This window comes from Phaeodactylibacter xiamenensis (genome assembly GCF_965229835.1).
GTDB classification, from domain to species: Bacteria; Bacteroidota; Bacteroidia; order Chitinophagales; family Saprospiraceae; genus Phaeodactylibacter; species Phaeodactylibacter xiamenensis.
The window spans coordinates 7,223,709-7,241,960 of record NZ_OZ245931.1 but is presented as its reverse complement, the minus strand read 5'-3'; the positions used below and the strand labels follow the sequence as shown (position 1 = coordinate 7,241,960).

The following is an 18,252-nucleotide window of genomic DNA, read 5'->3' as shown; positions in this document are numbered from 1 at the left end:
TCCTGAACGAAAAGAAGCCCCGCCGGTCTGATATACGCAATACGAAGTGGTCACCGACGGGCTTCTCCTTTTCTGGCTCAAGCCTTCAACACTACTCTTTGAAGAGCGAGAAGGGCACGGCTTCCACCGTTTTGCGGTAAGCAGCGAAGTCGCTGACAAAAAATCTGTCTATCCTACCGGTTACTTCCCTGACCTGTGCTTTTGCCTGGTCAAGCTTCATCCTGCCCATAGGCGATAAGGCTCCCTGCACGCCTTCCAGGTAGGAATATACGCCGTATAAAGTGCTGTTGAGCAGGCCAGTGGACCGCCGGATGCCTTTGAAGTCCTCCGGCTGCATATACAGTTCTTCCAGCTGCGTGATGCTGTCCTGTAGTACCTTGCCTTGCTCTTTTATTGCCTTAAGCGTACTGTCTGGTGCATGGACCAGCGCTTCGTTTACCCTTTTGATGGTTTTTTGAGCTTCCTGAAGACGAGTAAAAGCTTCTTCGGCTTCTTCCACCATCTCATAAAACACTTCATAAGCCGCGTGCTCTGCCCGCAAATCCGCCAAATCAACGTCCAGTCTCGGATCAGCATGGACCCCTACCTTTGTGGAATCGGCAAAGTCTCCACTGCTGATGACCAACTTATATTCACCGGGGAGCACCTGATGACCGCGTGGTGGATCGCTGTCGGGCTTGGCAGCCCGCCGGGAGGGGAACCGCACACCTTCGGTGCGCAGGTCCCAGGTAAAGCGGTTCATACCGGGCTTAAGCTTTTCTGAAAACCGGCGAATGGTGTCCCCTGCCATATTCAGCACGACGATTTGGGCTTTCCTGCCTAGCTTCCGACCCTGCTCCTGAGTGTCCGCTTCAGCCTCGTGCTTATCTGTTTTTTCTTTCTCCTCTTCAGCTTCTTCTTCAGCTGGCTTTTGCCAAACGGTAATCCGGGCGTAAGGCGAGCGGTTTTTCCCACTGAACTCCCCATCTGCCGGAAAATGAGAGCCTTCGTAGCTTTTGTAATTAGCCAGGTAAGCATCGGGGACCGGGAAGGTGCGGAACGTATCCTGTAGAACGCCGCCTTCTGTACTGGCCACCTCCTGCATCGGGCGGGTGTCGTCCAGTACCCAGGCCGAACGCCCGAAAGTGCCGATAATCAAATCCTTGTCCCTGGGATGGATTTTGAGGTCACGTACCGGTGTGGCCGGAAAGCCCTGATCCCACTGCTGCCAGTCTCCTCCGCCGTTCAGGCTGAAGTATAAACCGTAATCTGTGCCCAGCCACAGCAGATTGGGCGCGTCGGGGTCCTGCACGATAGACAGCGCGTGCCCTTCCACCTGATCTTCATCTGCAATTCGCTCAAAGGTTGCCCCAAAGTCGGTCGTATGATAAGCCATCGGTCGCCAGTCGTTGCGGCGGTAATCGTTGACGATGACAAAGGCTTCACCGGCATTGCTTTGTGAAACTTCGATGTAGGGAATCCAGCTGCCGGGGCGGGCACCGGGCAGACGGCTGCTCAGCTCTGTCCAGCTCTTGCCGCCGTCGCGGGTGAGCTGCAGGTGGCCGTCATCTGTGCCCACCCAGATCACCTCTTCGTCCACCGGACTGGGAGCGATAGCCAGAATAGTGGTAAAGTTCTCCGCCCGGGTGTCATCAATGGTCAGCCCGCCGCTTTCAAACTGCCGCTGCCTGGTGGAATCGTTGGTGGTGAGGTCGGGAGAGATGATTGCCCAGGTCAGGCCGCAGTCCATGCTTTTGTGCACATACTGACTGCCGAAGTAGATGCCGCAATCGCGAAAGGGGTTTTGTGCGATAGCCGCATTCCAGTTGAAGCGCAACTCCTCCCCTTCCGGATGTACCGGCTTGACGAAACGGCTTTTGCCTGTCTCCCGGTCGATGTAGGACACATTGCCGCCCTGTGACATAGCGTATACGTAACGGTTGTTATCGGGCCGGAAGACCACATCAAAGCCATCACCAAAGTAAACCTCCTGCCAATCGGTATTCTGAATGCCGCCGTACTCCCAAACTGAGCTGGGCCCCACCCAGGAGCCATTGTCCTGCATGCCCCCGGCGATGTTGTAGGGGATGTCCATATCCACGCTAATGTGGTAAAACTGCGCCAGGGGCAGGGTTTGCACAAAGCGCCAGGTGTCACCGCCGTCGTGGCTGATATTCAGCCCGCCGTCATTGCCTTCGATCATGTACGCAGGGTTGTCGGGGTGAACCCAGAAGGCGTGGTGGTCCGGGTGGGTGCCCCGGCCGAACAGCTCAAAAGTCTTGCCGCCGTCTTCTGACTTGGACAGATAAGACCAGAGGTTGAATATCCGGTTCTCATTCTGAGGGTCAGCAAAGATATCAGCGTAGTAGAAGGGGCGGTTGCCAATATCTTCGGTGGAGACCAGCTTCCACTTGAAACCGCCATCGGTGGATTTATAGAACCCATTCTTCTTCGCTTCAATCAACGCATAGACGATACTGGGCTTGGAAGGGGCAATCGCCAGCCCCATGCGCCCGAGGTCTCCTTTTGGCAGGCCATCCTCTGAGGTCCGTTCTTCCCAGCTGTCGCCCCCGTCAAAGGATACGTAGAGGCCGGAACCTTCGCCCCCGGAATTGAAAAACCAGGGCTTACGGCCAAATTCCCACATGGCAGCAATCAGCTTGTTGGGGTTGGAAGGATCCACTACCAGATCAGCGCAGCCCGTGGAGTCATTGACAAACAAGACTTTTTCCCAGGTTTCCCCTCCGTCTTCGGTCCGGAAAACACCCCGCTCCGGGTTCGGGCCCCAGGCGGAGCCCAGTGCAGCGGCGTACACCACCTCCGGGTTGTCGCGGTGGATGATGATACGGTGGATAGTGCGGGTGTGCTCCAGCCCCATCCGCTTCCAGTTCTTACCTCCATCGATGGATTTGAAAATGCCCGCACCGCTGTTGTGGGAGTTCCGGGGGTTGCCTTCCCCGGTGCCCACCCAAATTTCATCGGGATTGGCCTGATTGATAGCCAGGGCGCCGATGGACTGCAGAGGTGCGTCCTCGAATACAGGCTCCCATTTGATGCCGCCGCTGCCGGAGTACCAGACACCGCCCGATGCGGTGCCGATGTAGATGCGGTTGGGCTGAGCATTAACTACATCAATCGTAGTGACCCGCCCGCTCATGCCTGCCGGGCCGATACTGCGGGGGGCGAGGGCTTCAAAGTGGTCCAGGTCGATATTCTGACCAAATAATGGAAAGGATAAAACGCTGAGGCTGAAAACCAACAGCCAGCTTAACTTTTGAATCATTTGCATAAGGTGCTTTTTCGTTTAGAAAGGTAAAATAGGCCTTCTTCGGGGTTTTCCACAATCACAGGATCAGAGCTGACGGCGGCATGACATACACTACAGGACAGCCGAAGCATGAAATTCCAATAGCTTTCGGGATGATCAAGTTGGTTTGTTTCTTCTATGGACGGCCCGCATTTCGCAATTTTTCACCCTTATCCGAAGCACTGATTATGATAAGAAAGATTTTCCTGACCGGTCTCGGGCTGGCATTAACTACGTTATTTCTCCATGCTCAGAACATACCGCCCTATCTGGACACCACTTATACCGATGCGGAACGGGCCGACGACCTCGTAGGGCGAATGACCCTGGACGAAAAGATAGCCCAATTGCAAAACCGCATGCATCTTGTACAACCAGGAGAAACAGGAGTAGGCTCCTTCGGTTTCATGTCTAATGATGCCTCTCCCTATGCTGGTTCAGAGGAATACAACATCTACCAGCGGGCACAAATCGAAAACACACGCCTCGGCATCCCGGCCACCCGTTCCGGAGAAGGGTTGTTTGCCTACATGGGCAACGGATCTACCAGCTTCCCCTCCCCCATCGGCATAGCAGCGAGCTTTGATCCATCCCTGCAGGCGGAAGTTGCCGGGGTACTGGCGAAGGAACTGAAAAGCCGGGGGGTAAGAAGGGTGCTCGCGCCGGTGGTCAACCTTACGCGTGACCCACGCTGGGGCCGGACCAACGAGACCTACGGAGAAGACCCCTACCTGAGCGGACAGATGGGCGCTGCCTACGTCCGGGTAATGGAAAAAGCCGGGCTCTCCACCATGATCAAGCACTTTGTGGCCAATATGGGGCTGGACGGGCAATTTACCGGGCCGGTCCACTTTACAGAGCGCCACCTGAGGGAGTACTACTTCCCGGCTTTCAAAACCTGCATTGAAGCCGGGGCTTCCTCCGTAATGATGGCTTACAACAACCTGGACGGCATACCCTGCGCCACCAACCCATGGCTGATCAGGGATATCCTGAAGGGAGAATGGGGCCTGGAGGGCTTTGTCTCCACGGACGGGCAGTCTTCCACTTTCATTATGGAGTCAGCCGGTATGTACAAAACCAAAAAAGACCTGGCGGTAGCGCTGATGAATGCAGGTTGCGACAAATCTTCCCCAAGTGACTTTTTTGATGCGCCCCTGCGGGAGGCCCTGCAGGAAGGCTTGGTGCCGGAAGCCCGCCTCAACGATGCCGTCCGGCGGATTTTGCTGCAGAAACTGGAGGCCGGGCTTTTTGAAGAGCCTTATGCTGACCCCGAAGCGGCAGCGCGCCTCAACAACCATCCGGACCACCGGGCAGTAGCACAGGAAGCCGCCAAACGGGCACTGGTGCTCCTCAGGAATGACAACAACTGCCTGCCGTTTCCGAAATCAGCCCAAAAAATAGCGGTAATCGGCCCACTGGCGGACTGGCTCATCATTGGGCACTACGGCGGATTCGGGCGGGAAGAAGTTACTGTGCTGGATGGCATCAAAGCCCTCCTTCCGGACGCAGATGTAACTTACGAGAAGGGCGTGGAGATGCAGTATTTTGGTTACCCGGCCATAGACGAGACCCACTTCAGTGGCCCGCTTAAAGCCGAATATTTTGACAATGAAAACTTAAAAGGCCAACCGGTTGTCATACGGGAAGAACCCAAAATCGAGCACGACTGGAAATCTGCGCGCCCGGAGAGGGTACCTTCTTCCAATTTTTCGGTACGCTGGACCGGCGCATTTACCAGCCCGGTCAGCGGGGCAGTAAGCCTTGGTGTGACGATGGATGATGGGGCACGGCTCTACCTGGATGGCAAGCTTGTCCTGGATGAATGGAAAGGGGGCGGCCGCCGCATGAAGGAAACCACCGTGCCGCTGGAGGCAGGAAAAACTTATCCTTTCATCCTGGAGTACTTCGATGGGGGTTTTGGAAGCTATATTCAGCTGGGTTGGGACATCAATGAAAATATCAATATCCCCAGGGCAGTGGAAGCCGCCCGGGAAGCAGATGCCGTAATCATCGTTGCCGGCATGTACGAAAATGAAAACTGGGACCGTACGGACCTCGACCTGAGCGAGCCACAGGAGGCGCTCATCCGGGCGGTATCCCAACTGGACAAGCCTACTGCGGTGGTTATCCAATCCGGCACCGTCATCACCATGAATGACTGGATTGACGAGGTGGATGCAGTACTCATGGGCTGGTACCCGGGCTGCGAGGGCGGCCATGCGATTGCTGCAGCGCTTTTTGGAGATTACAACCCGGGAGGCAAGCTGCCCATCACTTTCCCCAAAGTCACAGGGCAGGTGCCGCTCAATTACAACCGGCACCCCAAGGGCAAAGAGAAAATCAAATTCATCGGTGACTTTAACGAACCGCTTTTCCCTTTCGGGCACGGGCTGTCCTACAGTCAGTTTGAGTATGACAACATGGAGCTTTCAGCCAGCACCATTCAACCCGGGGATACCGTCCGCCTCCGGTTTAGGGTCACCAATACGAGCAACCGGGCAGGAGAAGAAGTCGCCCAACTGTACCTGCACGACCCCTATGCCAGCGTAACGCAACCTATTCAAAAGCTCATTGGATTTGAACGGCTGGCACTGGAAGCCGGAGCCTCTAAAACAGTGGAATTGCGCATCCTGCCCGAACAACTAAAAATCTGGGACATCAACATGAACCATGTCATTGAGCCCGGGGATTTTGAGCTGATGGCCGGGGCGTCCTCCACTGATATCCGACTTCGTGCTCAACTCACTGTAACAGAATAACAGACTTGATGTGTTAGGGACCACGAAAGGGTTAAGCTGGCGCTTTCCCTATACACTGACCTGATGCATAAAGTCTGATTATGAAATATTGCCTGTGCGCCAGCGACCTGTACGGGCGGCAACGAGGAAAGCGGCACCCCGGAAGACATGCTCCGTGGTGGGGATGAACCCGCCCCCCTACCGGCAAAACACGGCCGGGAGCTGCCTCTATCCGGACAATTGCAGTCTGATGGCGACCAGGAAGAAAGCATTTTCAAAAAAAACAGGCGCAGTAGCGGGATTGCGATTAGTGCCTGCCAAGTGGGCAATTCTTAGGTTTTATTGTACCTTCGAAGTCAAACAGGCAGTACATGAAGTTTAAGGACTACAACCTACATCCACAGCTACAAAAAGGGATTGAAAAAGCCGGGCTTAAACGGCCCACCGATATTCAGTATAAGTCTATCCCCGGGATTCTCAAAGGGGAAGACGTGCTGGCCGTTGCTCAGACCGGGACAGGGAAGACCGCTGCCTTTGCCATACCTATCCTGCACAAACTGCATGTACAAAAACAGCAGGCTCGCAGAGATGATGGGATGCGCTGTCTGGTCATGACCCCCACCCACGAGCTGGCCCTTCAGGTAGCCAAGGTTTTTCAGGACCTGGGCGCCCATACGCTCGTTAAAACCATGGCGCTCATTGGGGGCGTGGACCAGGAACCTCAGATTGAGGCCCTTAAAAAAGGCGTGGACGTGCTCGTGGCCACTCCCGGACGGTTTTTCGACCTGATCAGTCAGGGGCACCTGCGGCCCGAACGCATTCAAATTCTGGTGCTTGATGAAGCAGACCACATGCTGGACCTGGGCTTTTTGCAGGACATTAGCGACCTGCACCGCAAACTGCCCGCTAAACGGCAGACCCTCTTCTTCTCGGCCACGATCAACCTGCACATCAAAAAAATGGCCTATGCGCTAATCAATCAGCAGGCGATCCGCATTCAGATTTCGCCGAAGGACCCGGTTTCCAAAAATGTGGACCACTATGTGGCGGCGATAGAAATGGATGACAAACGCTTTTTCCTGGAGCGGATCATCAAAGAAAACCCGGACAGTAAAATTCTGGTCTTCGTCCGCACCAAAGTCCGCGCCGAGCGGGTCTCCAAAGCCATGGAGCGGGTAGGTATTAAGGCCCTGACTATTCACAGTGATAAGGATCAGCAAGACCGTTCCGCCGTTCTGCAGCAATTCCGGGAAGGAGCGATTCGCGTGCTGATTGCCACTGATGTAAGTGCCCGGGGTATTGACATTCCTGATGTCACCTACGTTATCAATTACGATTTGCCGGAGCAGGCGGAAAACTATGTGCACCGCGTGGGGCGGACGGGCAGGGGGAAGGCCCGCGGGCAGGCGCTTAGTTTTTGCAGCCCCAATGAAACGGAGCTCCTGGAAGCCATTGAAGGCTATATTGGCAAGGCCATAAAGATTCTGGATGTGGAGCGGGGAGAATACGAAAATACCCGCCTGCTTTCGGAAGATGCCGGGCTGAGTTTGGAAGACATCCTTTCCGAAATAGAAGACCTGGAGGCAGGGCAAAAGCGGAAAAAGAAAAAAAAGTAACCTGCCTTGTAGCAAAATCATTGCTGTTCGACTCAACTAATGAAGAAACCTACCTATATTTAATCAGTATTTGCACAAAACCTCCAGTACTGGCAGCCCCCTTTACCAGTAAGTTTCTTGATTATAAAGGCCATGGAAGACCACTACCTCAAACAAGAGTTATATAACCTCATTCAGTCCGACCTAAATATATTCGAGTTTCTGCAGGAAGCTTCCCTGGATGGAATATGGTACTGGGACCTCAGTAATCCCGAAGAGGAGTGGATGAGCCCAAAGTTCTGGACAACGCTGGGCTACGGCCCCGGGGAGATGCCTCACAAGGTCAGTGCGTGGCAAAGCCTCATCCACCCGGATGACCTTGAACTGGCCAAACAAAACCTGGCCGCCCACCTGGCAGATCCCTCCCATCCCTATGATCAGGAAGTCCGTTACCGGCACAAAAAAGGGTACACCGTTTGGGTGAGATGCCGGGGCATGGCCATACGGGACAAGAACGGGCACCCTACCAGAATGCTGGGGGCGCACAACAATATCACCAAACTCAAGGAAACTGAAATCCGGCTATTCAAGGAAAACCGGCCGCTCAGCGCCGTGCTGGAAAACTCCGGGCTCTATATTTTAAGTACGGACATCGAAGGCCGCTTTACCTATTTAAACGAAAAGTTCAGGCGGGAATTTGGCTGGCACCCTTTCGTTGAAATCGGTAAAGATTCTCTTCCCTCTATTCACCCCGACGATCACCGGGCTTGCACAGATACCGTTGCCCAATGCATAGCGCACCCCAATACCGCTTTTTTTGTTGACCTCCGCAAGCCCAGGAAGCAGGGCGGATGGCAAACCAACCGGTGGCACTTCTCAGCCCAGACCAATAGCAAAGGAATACCAGACAGCATTCTTTGTATCGGGTATAATATTTCTGCCAAGAAGAAGCTTGAAGCCGAATACCGATTGTTGGTCGACAATATCGGGGATGCTCTGGTGACTACCGATTTAAAAGGCAGCATCTTGTACGCTTCCAAAAGCTGGAATACCAACTTCAACCTCAACCAGCAAGCAGCCCTGAACCAATCCATCGCAGACTTTTGCATAGAAGAGGACCGGACTGAGCTTGAAGCTTTCATTGCTGAAATAGCGGATGGCAATTTATCCAAGCAAACGCTGGAATACCGCTTAAAGCTATCAGAGGAGCAGCATATTTGGGTAGAGACCAAGTGCAACCTTGACAACGATGGGGACCGGCTTATTTTTCTGATCAGAGATATTTCTGAGCGCAAACAGGCAGAGCAGAAGCTACAACGTACCACCCAACTGCTCAGCGACACCCAGAAAATGGCCAAAGTGGGAGGGTGGAGGTTAGACGTCAAAAGCGGTCAAACCACCTGGACAGAGGAAGTCTATCGAATTCATGAAGTCCCAAAGAGCTTTAACCCCAGCAAAGATTCGGGAACTAAATTTTATCACCCGGATAATCAGCAAGCGCTGGCGGCAGCTTTAAATGAAGCCATTCAGGCGGCTAAAAACTTTGACCTTACCTTCCGGTTCATCACCGCAAAAGGCAACCAAAAATGGGTAAAAGTAACTGGCTCACCGGTACTCAGGGATGGCAGGGTGGTGGAAGTACAGGGGTTGTTCCAGGATATATCGCAGCAAAAACAGGCGCTGATCGAACTCAGCAACAGCCAGGAACAATTGTCCTCCCTCACTACCAATATCCCCGGGGCCGTCATGCAATATAAAATCACTCCCGATAGCAAGGAGGAACTCTTGTACCTTAGTCAGGGGTCCATTGACCTGTGGGGCATCCCCCCTGAGGAAGCTATTGCGGATATCAGCATCCTTTGGAACGCCATTCTTCCAGGTTACGCCCAGGGGCTGCAAACAGCTATTGAGCATTCCGCCCGCGAAATGACGACCTTTTCCTTTGACTGGAAAATCCGCCACAGGGATGGAACGATCAAGTGGGTTAATGGCAAAGGCTCTCCCAAAAAATTACCTGATGGCAGTACCGTTTGGAATACCATTATTACGGATATCACGCCCCTAAAAAATGCCCAGCAAGCGTTGGAGAACCAAAGCCTGATGCAGGCAAAGCTGATGAAGATTGCTTCCGAATACATCAACTTCCCTATTGAGGAAATGGACGACCGTATTCAGGCTTCTCTCAAAGAGATTGGGCAATTCGTCAATGCGGACCGGGTTTATGTGATACAGTACGATTTCGAGAAAAATACAGCCTCCAATACCCATGAGTGGTGTGCCGATTCCATTGAGCCCGTAAAAGACAGCCTGCAGGATATCCCGATAGAGGAATATATAGTATTGATAAATCTCCACGTAGAGGGTAAAAACTTTATCATCCCCGATATCTCAAGGATGGAGGAAAGCACCGCTAAGACTGACCTTCAGCGGCAGCAGATCAAAAGCCTGCTGACAGTGCCCATGATGCGGGAAAATGAATGCCTGGGCTGTGTGGGCTTTGATTCTGTACAACAAGTCCACGACTATTCGGAAGAAGAACTCAAGCTGCTTAAGCTTTTCAGCGAAGTCCTGGTGAATACCCTTACCCGGGCTAAAAACGACCAAAAACTGCGCTCCAGTCAGGAACAACTTGCTAAGCTGACCGCGAGCGTGCCAGGTGCAATCTTCCAGATGGAAATGGATGCAGAAGGGAAAATTACTTTCCCGTTTATGAGCGAAGGCATTCACGACTTGCACGAAAACCTGACCCCTGCCTTGTTGAAAGCCCAACCTGAATTAGGGTTTTCGGTCATTCATCCGGAGGACCTGCCCGGCCTTCTTGAAAAGATCGAACAATCCAGGAAAAACCTGACTCCATACTTCGTTGATTACCGTACTATTCATCCCAATGATGAAGTGCACTGGAACCGGGCTATTTCCCAACCGGAGCAAAAGCCCGATGGAAAGGTGGTTTGGCATGGTATTTTTCAGAACATCACGGAGCAGCGAAAACTTGAGGAAATTCACAAGTTTGCCCAAGAGCTAAAAGTGAAGAACAAGGAGATGGAGCAGTTCGCCTATGTGGCTTCCCATGACTTACAGGAGCCGCTGCGTACTATACGGAGCTATTCCGGCCTGCTCAACCGCCGGTTTAATGATCAGCTGGGAGCGGATGGCCAGCAGTTTCTCAACTTCATTGGCGATGCTTCCCTGCGCATGAGCAACCTTATTAAAGGACTCCTGGAATACAGTCAGATTGGAAGCGACCGCCGCGTCAGCACGGTTGATTGCAATGTGCTGCTGCAGGAGATACTGCAGGACCTGAACTCCAGCATCAGCAAAAACCAGGCAAAGATCAAGGTAAACCACCTGCCTACCCTTCAGGGCTATAAGGTGGAATTACGGCAGCTCTTCCAAAACCTGATCAGCAATGCCATCAAATTCCACAAAGCCGGTGAGGAGCCTGTGATAGAAATTCATGCAACTGAAAAACAGAATTACTGGCAATTTTCGGTAAAGGACAACGGGATCGGTATTGACCCAAAGTATCAAAGTAAAATTTTTACTATTTTTCAGCGCCTCCACCGGCCGAACGACTACGAGGGAACAGGCATCGGACTGGCTCAATGCAAGAAGATCGTAGAGATGCACCATGGGCAAATCTGGCTGGAATCGACAGAAGGACAGGGTGCTACATTCTTTTTCAACCTTAAAAAAGGAGGATATGACTCAAAAGCTGAATAAGATACTGCTGGTTGATGATAATGAGGCCGATAATTACCTGCACAAGCTTATCATCTCTGAGGCACAAGTCGCGGAAACCGTGGTAGACCAACCTGATGGCAAAGCTGCTATAGAATATCTGCAGGGCGAAGCCGGAAAGCTGCCACCTGATCTCATCTTTCTCGACATCAACATGCCCCGTATGAACGGATGGGAGTTCCTTGAAGCCTACAATCAACTACCCGATGAAGCGCAAAAAGCAGTGGTGATTGTCATGCTTACCACTTCCGTTTTCAGCAAAGACCGGGAACGGGCAGAGCACCTGCCCAACTTTTCCGGTTTTCTAAATAAGCCGCTGACCCAAGAGGATCTGCTCCGGGTACTTCGGAAGAACTTCCCTGACCGCTTCGAATAGACTACTGCCCCGGTACGCCAACCTGTATGGCTTCCTCCAGGTGAATATTCATGGTGGGCGTACCGCTGAAGTTTTCCACCTCTCCACGGAAACAGACTTTTTTGTTAGCCAGGACGATCTGTGGATCGAATGAAAAATTGGGCAGGTCTTTTTTGCGGATAAAAACGGAAAAAATCTGGTTGGGGAAGCGCTTATCGATATTCAGCCAAAGATTGCCGCTGCGGCTGTAACGGGTGCTTACGACTGTGCCGCATACATTAATCTCCGTTCCCTTGCCCATATACTGCCGGCTTTGTACCGTATTAAAATGATTGGGTGGCAAGTCGGGTGGAAATAAAGGCTCCACGTCTCCACCAGCCAGTTCCGGGATCCACGCGCTTTTATCAAGGATTTGCTCCAGGGCATTTTCCTGGACTTCAGGCAGCTTATTGAAAAAATCCAACCCCGTCACGGCCTCCACCTGATCTATAGAGACAGCAAAGCTCTCCAGCGGATAGCTAATCTCTTCATTGGGCATAATGAAGCCAATCCCGCGCCCGTTTTTCAAATCAAGCGCTACTTTGAAGTACCGCTCCGGAATGGATACCTTGTTGACAGAACGCTCGATCACCGGCAAATCCGGCTCCAGTACCGGGCCTGTAACGACATACAACTGCACGCCCGGGTTTTCGTACAGGTAGCCCCGCAACAGGGCTTCGAGCTCTGCCCAGGCCTCCCGGTTGAATTCCGCAACCTGAGGCGACATATTGGAGTAGTAATAACTCTCGGAAAGGGCCTTTTCGGACCACCGGAAATCAGCAGAGGGTGCCAGGTGGCCCCGGTCATACCCAAACCCATCGTACTCATAGGTACTGTCTGCTTGCAGATATTTAAGGAAATAATCTTCCTCCACCGCTGTACCGGTTGCCACTTTGGGGTCAGGCCGGAAATCATTCGTTCGGCCTACGTTGCCGGAAGTGACGTCCGGCAGGATAATATGCGCTACCCAGGCGGCCTGTTCGTGCGCCTCGGCATACTCCAATGCCATGGCTGAATGCATAATGTAATCTTCGGAGGGTAGCCCGATAGCTTGAAGGTCATGCTGAATGCGCTCCAGCTTAATGCCTTCCCGCCGCTCGTTGAGGACTTTCTTTTGAGCCTCCAGGGCAGCCAGTTCAGCCTCTACAGCGCGGAGTTGTTCGTCCAGGTTTTGAGCCTGCAGCAAAGCCGGGAAAAGTAAGATCAGGAAGAGTAGGGAGCGGAACATAGTCTCATTTTTTACCAAAGTTACAATTCTTTACAATTTCAGTTTGGCTACATTTGCGGGAAACGTCCATTTCCATGCGGTACTTTCTGCACTTTGCATATCAGGGTTATAATTTCCGGGGCTGGCAGCAGCAGCCGGGTGAAGTGCGTACCGTGCAGGGGGTAATGGAGGGGGTTCTCCAACGTATCCTGAAGCATGAAGTCTCACTCGTAGGCTGTGGACGCACTGACGCGCAGGTGCATGCCAGCCAGTATTTTGCGCATTTCGATACACCGGAGGAACTGCGAACCGATTTCAAGTTCATCCTCAATAAGAATTTACCGGCCACGATTTCCATTTTTGATATCATACCGGTACATCCCAGAGCTCATGCCCGCTATGATGCCACCGACCGGCAGTACGACTATCTTTTGAATACCCGCAAGCAGGCCTTCCTGGGCGAGCTTAGCGCCCTGTACCTGCGGAAACCACCGGATGTAGCCCGTATGCAGGCCGCAGCAGCACAACTTTTACAGTTTAAGGACTTCCATGCGTACTGTCTGACGCCCGACCGGCACAATACCACGATTTGCCACCTGCGCGATGTCCGTATTTTTGCTAATCCCGACCGGACCCGGATACGCCTGCAGTTTACTGCCAACCGCTTTCTGAGAGGCATGATCCGCATTCTGGTGCACCGACTGCTTGAGGTAGGCTGGGAGCAAATTACACTGGATGACTTCCTGCAGCCTCTGCGTGACCACAACCCGCCCCGCCCCTTGCGCTCTGCTTATCCGGAAGGTTTGTACCTTTCCAAAGTAACCTACCCCTATATTGATAAGCCGCCCAGGGTTCAATTGAATTTTGAAGCGTAGCCGGGGCGCGTTACCAGACTACTACTTTCCGAACAGCGCGCTGCCCTTCAGCTGTTATCTGCAAAAAGTAGATGCCGGCCGGAATAGCCTGCAGGGACAATAGTGCCGTAGCTTCCTGGCTTTGCACGGTTGCAACCACCTGCCCGGCCGCACTGATGAGCTCCAGTGAAGCCTGAATCTCCTGCCCCAGCTGCACATGAAGTACGTGCCGTGCCGGGTTGGGGAATACCTGTACCCGACTTGCCCAGCCCGGTTCCGCCACCGGAGAGGTACTGTCCAGCCAAAGGTTGGTTTGGAAGGCGTTTAAACCGCCACGCTCGTTGCCCACGATCATTTCCAGCTTGCCATCGTTGTCAATATCAGCTATGGCAGGACGGGTGCGGATACCAACGCGGACATCGCCCATGCGCTCGGAATCCAGGTCAAAGGTGCCGGACAGGTTGCCCTCGATATTGTTGTAGACTTCAAGCTGCCCGGCTTCTGTTCCTGTCACCAAAACATAGGTCCCCTGCTGATCAATGATCTGCGGCGCAGAGTAGCCTGAAATGCTGCCAGGGATGGCCGTGTTGATATTGCCCAACGCAAGGATATTCGGGGCGGCTTCCGGGTCAGCATCAAACAAGGGCTCGCCAGCCGTTCCAATATTCTTGAAGAAATTGATATTGCCGGTCCGCTCACCGATAACCAGATCGGGCAGCCCATCCCGGTCCAGGTCAATGATTTGGGGCACGGAGAGGCTGCCCACATCTATATCCATGTACTCGTACTGCCAGGGGCCGAAAACCATCGGATTGCCGGCACCTGCGATATTCTCAGCATAAAAAAGGCGGCCCAGCACCTCTCCCACCAGTATGTCTTCATCACCATCACCATCCAAATCGCCGAAAGTGGGAGCAAAATTGGTGTAAGAGTTGAAAACAGAAAGCCCCAGGTAGTCCTCATCCACCAGCTCGAAGGCAGGAGATTGGGCAGTACCGGTATTTTCAAAGAGATAAAGACGAGTGTCCCGTTCGCCAAAGGGCTCAAAAGCGCCAACCGTACCCACCACCAGGTCCAAAAGCCCGTCTGCATTATAATCCACAAAGGTGGGGCTGGCACCGGTACCAAAGTCGAGCATATCTTCCACGAAAAGATCCCGCTGTTGGTATTGGAAATCCGGCATATCAGCGGTCCCCGCATTCGGGTAAGCCCAAAGCACGTTGCGGTCTTCCGAAATATTGACAGAATTGGGGGCAACCAGCAGGTCCTTAAGCCCGTCAAAGTCGATATCGGCCCGGAAGGCTACCGGAAATTGCGGCACATCCGCCGTCACTCCATTCACAGGGAAGCCGAGTTCCTGATCCGTAATCCAGGCCTGCTCGCAACTGCCACCGTTGCGGAGTAAATTAAGCGTAGAGTAGGTGACATCGCCCAGTAACATATCTTTATCGCCATCCGCGTCAGCATCGTAAGTGAGCAGGGTACTTCCCGGGTGGCGCTCCGTCAGCCCGCCCTGTAAGCTGAAGCAGCCTCCGGGGTTCTCTGCCAGGCCAACTTCCTGCTCAATGCTGTTTTCAAAAATACCGCCCCAGCAGTTTCCACCAGTTCAAAAATGAGGCTGTCGCGCCCGTACCCCTCTTCAATAGACTGATTGGCGTACAATTCTATGTAACCACCGGCCGGATTGAAGGTCAGGATGTCCAGGTCTCCATCGCAGTCCAGATCATCAATTGCCGGATAATCCACGTTACTTACGTAAAGCTGCGTGGTCGTCCCGTTGGACAGTACAAAGGGGATGATGTTATTGGGGTGCTTCAGAGGCAGGCGCTCAAAGGCGATGTGCCCGTCCTCGTAATAGCCGGTGTAGACCAGAACGCCCTGCACGAATTCCGTACGCTGGGACTGCCCGAAAATATCCATTATGCCGTCATCGTTGAAATCCCGCATAATGATCCAGTCGCCCAGCAGTTCCGGAAAGTAGCGGGCATAGCCCGGTGCGTAAGCAAAGGCCCCTCCGGTATTCAGGAAAGGCAGCAGGACGTTGCCGGTGCGGTCGAAAATCACCAGGTCTGTGAGCCCATCCTGATTCAGGTCCACTTCGTTGGGCTGTGGATTGTTGAGCCCGCCGGCGAAGGGCAGGTCTTTTGCTTCCCCATCCACTGTTACCGGGAAGGAAATGGCCGGATAGGGTTGTGCATCCGACGAGAGCGCGTGTAACAGTACGGTCGCGAGCAGTAGTGCCAATCTTTTCATAATTCGGAATTGGTCGTTTATTGAAATCTTCGTTAATTGTGTGCCTTTCAGAATTCTATTTCCTAAGAACAGTTATACAGCGCAGGAGTTATGGCTTTGCCCCTGCTTTACGGCGGCTGAATTTATTAAAAAGCAAGCATGAAAAACGCTTACCGGTACCTTTTTCTACTCTTTTGCAGTGCGCTTACCATATTTGCCTTTGGGCAAAGCACGGCTCCCTCCCTCGGCAAAGACTACCAGCTGCGTGCCGGTCGGGACCACCTGGTTTTCGCTTCGGCCCAGAGCGGGGATTCCCTCGCCCTCGAAATCAACAGCACCAAACATACTCTGCCGCTTATACGGGGAGAAGCCAAACTACCGGTTGAGCTGTCCCAGCGCGGAGCGCTGCTGCTCATTCAGCATGCTGGCAAAGGCTACCGGCTTTATCACTTATCTGCCCGCAATGATGGTACGCCCCGGTTGCGCCGTATCCCGATGTGGCTGTCGGTGGTGCCCCCGCTTATCGCCATCCTGCTGGCCCTGATATTCAAGGAGGTCATCGTCTCTTTGTTCGTTGGGGTTTGGGTGGGTGCCTTTATTGCCGGAGGTATGCGCATTGAATCCCTTTACTATACCCTGCTGAGCCTTTTTGATGTCGTAGAACGCTATGTCATTCAGGCCCTGGCCGACAGCGGGCACCTGGCTATTATTGTCTTTTCCTCACTAATAGGCGGCATGGTGGCCATTATTTCCCGAAACGGGGGTATGGCCGGAGTGGTACTGGCCTTTTCGCGCTACGCCCGCTCTCCCCGCAGTGCACAGTTCATTACCTGGCTGCTGGGCGTGGCCATCTTTTTTGATGATTATGCGAATACGCTCATCGTAGGCAACACCATGCGTTCGGTAACGGATAAATTCAGGGTCTCCCGGGAAAAACTGGCCTACATCGTAGACAGTACGGCGGCACCGGTGGCGGCTGTGGCTTTTATTACCACCTGGATTGGAGCCGAATTGGGCTACATTGATGATGGTTTGCTGCAGATCACTGAAAAAACGGGTACGGACCTGGGACTGACGCCTTACGGGGTCTTCATCAGTTCTCTGAAATACTCCTTTTACCCGGTGATGACCCTGGCTTTCATCCTCATGCTGGTTTACACCAAACGGGACTTCGGCGGCATGTACGCTGCGGAGAAACGGGCGCGGGAAACGGGCGAGCTGTTCACCAAGCGAAGCGCCGCAGCTGAGGAGGATATGGAAAACCTGGACCCCATTGACGGGGCACCGCTAAAGTGGTACAATGCTGTTATCCCCGTTGCGCTGGTCATTCTGATTACCCTCTACGGGCTCATCGATACCGGGCTGGCAAGCACTTACGGCGAACTGCTTGATGCGGGGCTGGCACCGGCATCCCAAAGCTGGGGGGCAGTGTGGGGCAGCATCAGCGCCCTGCCGGATGTGGGCGATTCCTTTTTGATGAAGGTGGGCAAGCTGATCGGAAATTCCGATTCCTATGTCGCTCTGCTGTGGGCTTCCCTTTCGGGCGTGATCGCCGCCATCCTTCTTACTGTAGGCGGTCGTATCATGGGGCTGGCAGACGCCATTTCCACCATGATCACCGGTTTTAAAGCTATGCTGCCGGCCATTCTCATCCTCACAATGGCCTGGTCTCTGGCAGCCACCACCGAGGAACTGCATACGGCAACCTTCCTCACTTCCGCACTACAGGACAGCATCAACCCGTTTGTCATGCCGGTCATTATTTTCATTTTGGCAGCGGTGATCAGTTTCTCCACGGGCTCAAGCTGGAGCACCATGGCCATTCTCTATCCTATTGCAATCCCCACCACCTGGGCGATTTGTGTGGCACAGGGGGTGGAAACAGAGGCCGCTATGGAGCTTTTATTCAATGTGATCTCTACGACGCTGGCCGCTTCGGTGCTGGGCGACCACTGCTCGCCGATTTCAGACACCACCATTCTCAGCTCCCTGGCATCAGACTGCAACCATATTGACCACGTGCGCACACAGCTGCCTTATGCTTTGACGGTAGGGGCGGTGGCATTAGTTGCAGGCGGGCTGTCTACCTTTTTAGGTGGCGGCTGGGGCATTTGCCTGCTGTTGCTGGTCATTGGGCTTACGGTCTTGTTTGGCATAGTGCGCACTTTCGGGAAATTAGTTGACTAACATAACCAAAGTATA

Annotated in this window: 10 protein-coding genes; 6 read left to right on the top strand and 4 right to left on the bottom strand. The window is 53.3% G+C overall.

Features of this window, described 5'->3' with window-relative positions:
- Nucleotides 1–91: 91 nt before the first annotated feature.
- On the bottom strand, nt 92–3,262 hold the full coding sequence (locus ACO08I_RS27815; protein WP_421947764.1) for a WD40/YVTN/BNR-like repeat-containing protein: 3,171 nt from the start codon (nt 3,260–3,262) through the stop codon (nt 92–94).
- Nucleotides 3,263–3,474: 212 nt separating this feature from the next.
- On the opposite strand from ACO08I_RS27815, the gene ACO08I_RS27810 reads away from it, so the two are divergent.
- The 4 genes from ACO08I_RS27810 to ACO08I_RS27795 all read left to right on the top strand — a co-directional run bounded on the left by ACO08I_RS27810 (nt 3,475) and on the right by ACO08I_RS27795 (nt 11,739).
- Nucleotides 3,475–6,048 carry a glycoside hydrolase family 3 C-terminal domain-containing protein gene (locus tag ACO08I_RS27810; protein WP_421947763.1) on the top strand — a complete coding sequence of 858 codons (2,574 nt, stop codon included), beginning with the start codon at nt 3,475–3,477 and terminating at the stop codon, nt 6,046–6,048.
- A gap of 350 nt (nt 6,049–6,398) precedes the next feature.
- Nucleotides 6,399–7,643 (top strand): DEAD/DEAH box helicase, encoded by a 1,245-nt coding sequence (locus tag ACO08I_RS27805; protein WP_282773767.1) that lies wholly within the window; start codon nt 6,399–6,401, stop codon nt 7,641–7,643.
- A 132-nt stretch (nt 7,644–7,775) separates the two neighbouring features.
- The gene (locus ACO08I_RS27800) at nt 7,776–11,345 is read left to right on the top strand and encodes a PAS domain-containing protein (protein WP_421947762.1); all 3,570 of its coding nucleotides are present in this window, start codon (nt 7,776–7,778) and stop codon (nt 11,343–11,345) included.
- The gene (locus ACO08I_RS27795; RefSeq protein WP_421947761.1) at nt 11,326–11,739 is read left to right on the top strand and encodes a response regulator; all 414 of its coding nucleotides are present in this window, start codon (nt 11,326–11,328) and stop codon (nt 11,737–11,739) included. The genes ACO08I_RS27800 and ACO08I_RS27795 overlap by 20 nt, the downstream gene beginning before the upstream one ends.
- A 1-nt stretch (nt 11,740) precedes the next feature.
- On the opposite strand, the gene ACO08I_RS27790 is transcribed toward ACO08I_RS27795, so the two are convergent.
- Nucleotides 11,741–12,985, bottom strand: coding sequence for a DNA/RNA non-specific endonuclease (locus tag ACO08I_RS27790; RefSeq protein ID WP_421947760.1), 1,245 nt, complete (start codon nt 12,983–12,985; stop codon nt 11,741–11,743).
- Between the two features lie 74 nt (nt 12,986–13,059).
- Here ACO08I_RS27790 and ACO08I_RS27785 point away from each other — a divergent pair, with 74 nt between their 5' ends.
- Nucleotides 13,060–13,839: a tRNA pseudouridine synthase A gene (locus ACO08I_RS27785; RefSeq protein ID WP_282778975.1), complete on the top strand. Its 780-nt coding sequence runs from the start codon at nt 13,060–13,062 to the stop codon at nt 13,837–13,839.
- 10 nt (nt 13,840–13,849) lie between these two features.
- On the opposite strand, the gene ACO08I_RS27780 is transcribed toward ACO08I_RS27785, so the two are convergent.
- Nucleotides 13,850–15,259: a T9SS type A sorting domain-containing protein gene (locus ACO08I_RS27780; protein ID WP_421947759.1), complete on the bottom strand. Its 1,410-nt coding sequence runs from the start codon at nt 15,257–15,259 to the stop codon at nt 13,850–13,852.
- 62 nt (nt 15,260–15,321) lie between these two features.
- Nucleotides 15,322–16,071, bottom strand: coding sequence for an FG-GAP repeat domain-containing protein (locus tag ACO08I_RS27775; protein ID WP_421947758.1), 750 nt, complete (start codon nt 16,069–16,071; stop codon nt 15,322–15,324).
- Nucleotides 16,072–16,209: 138 nt separating this feature from the next.
- Between ACO08I_RS27775 and ACO08I_RS27770 the strand changes: the two genes are divergently transcribed.
- Nucleotides 16,210–18,237, top strand: a complete 2,028-nt coding sequence (locus ACO08I_RS27770; RefSeq protein ID WP_421947757.1) for a Na+/H+ antiporter NhaC family protein — start codon at nt 16,210–16,212, stop codon at nt 18,235–18,237.
- Nucleotides 18,238–18,252: the final 15 nt, after the last annotated feature.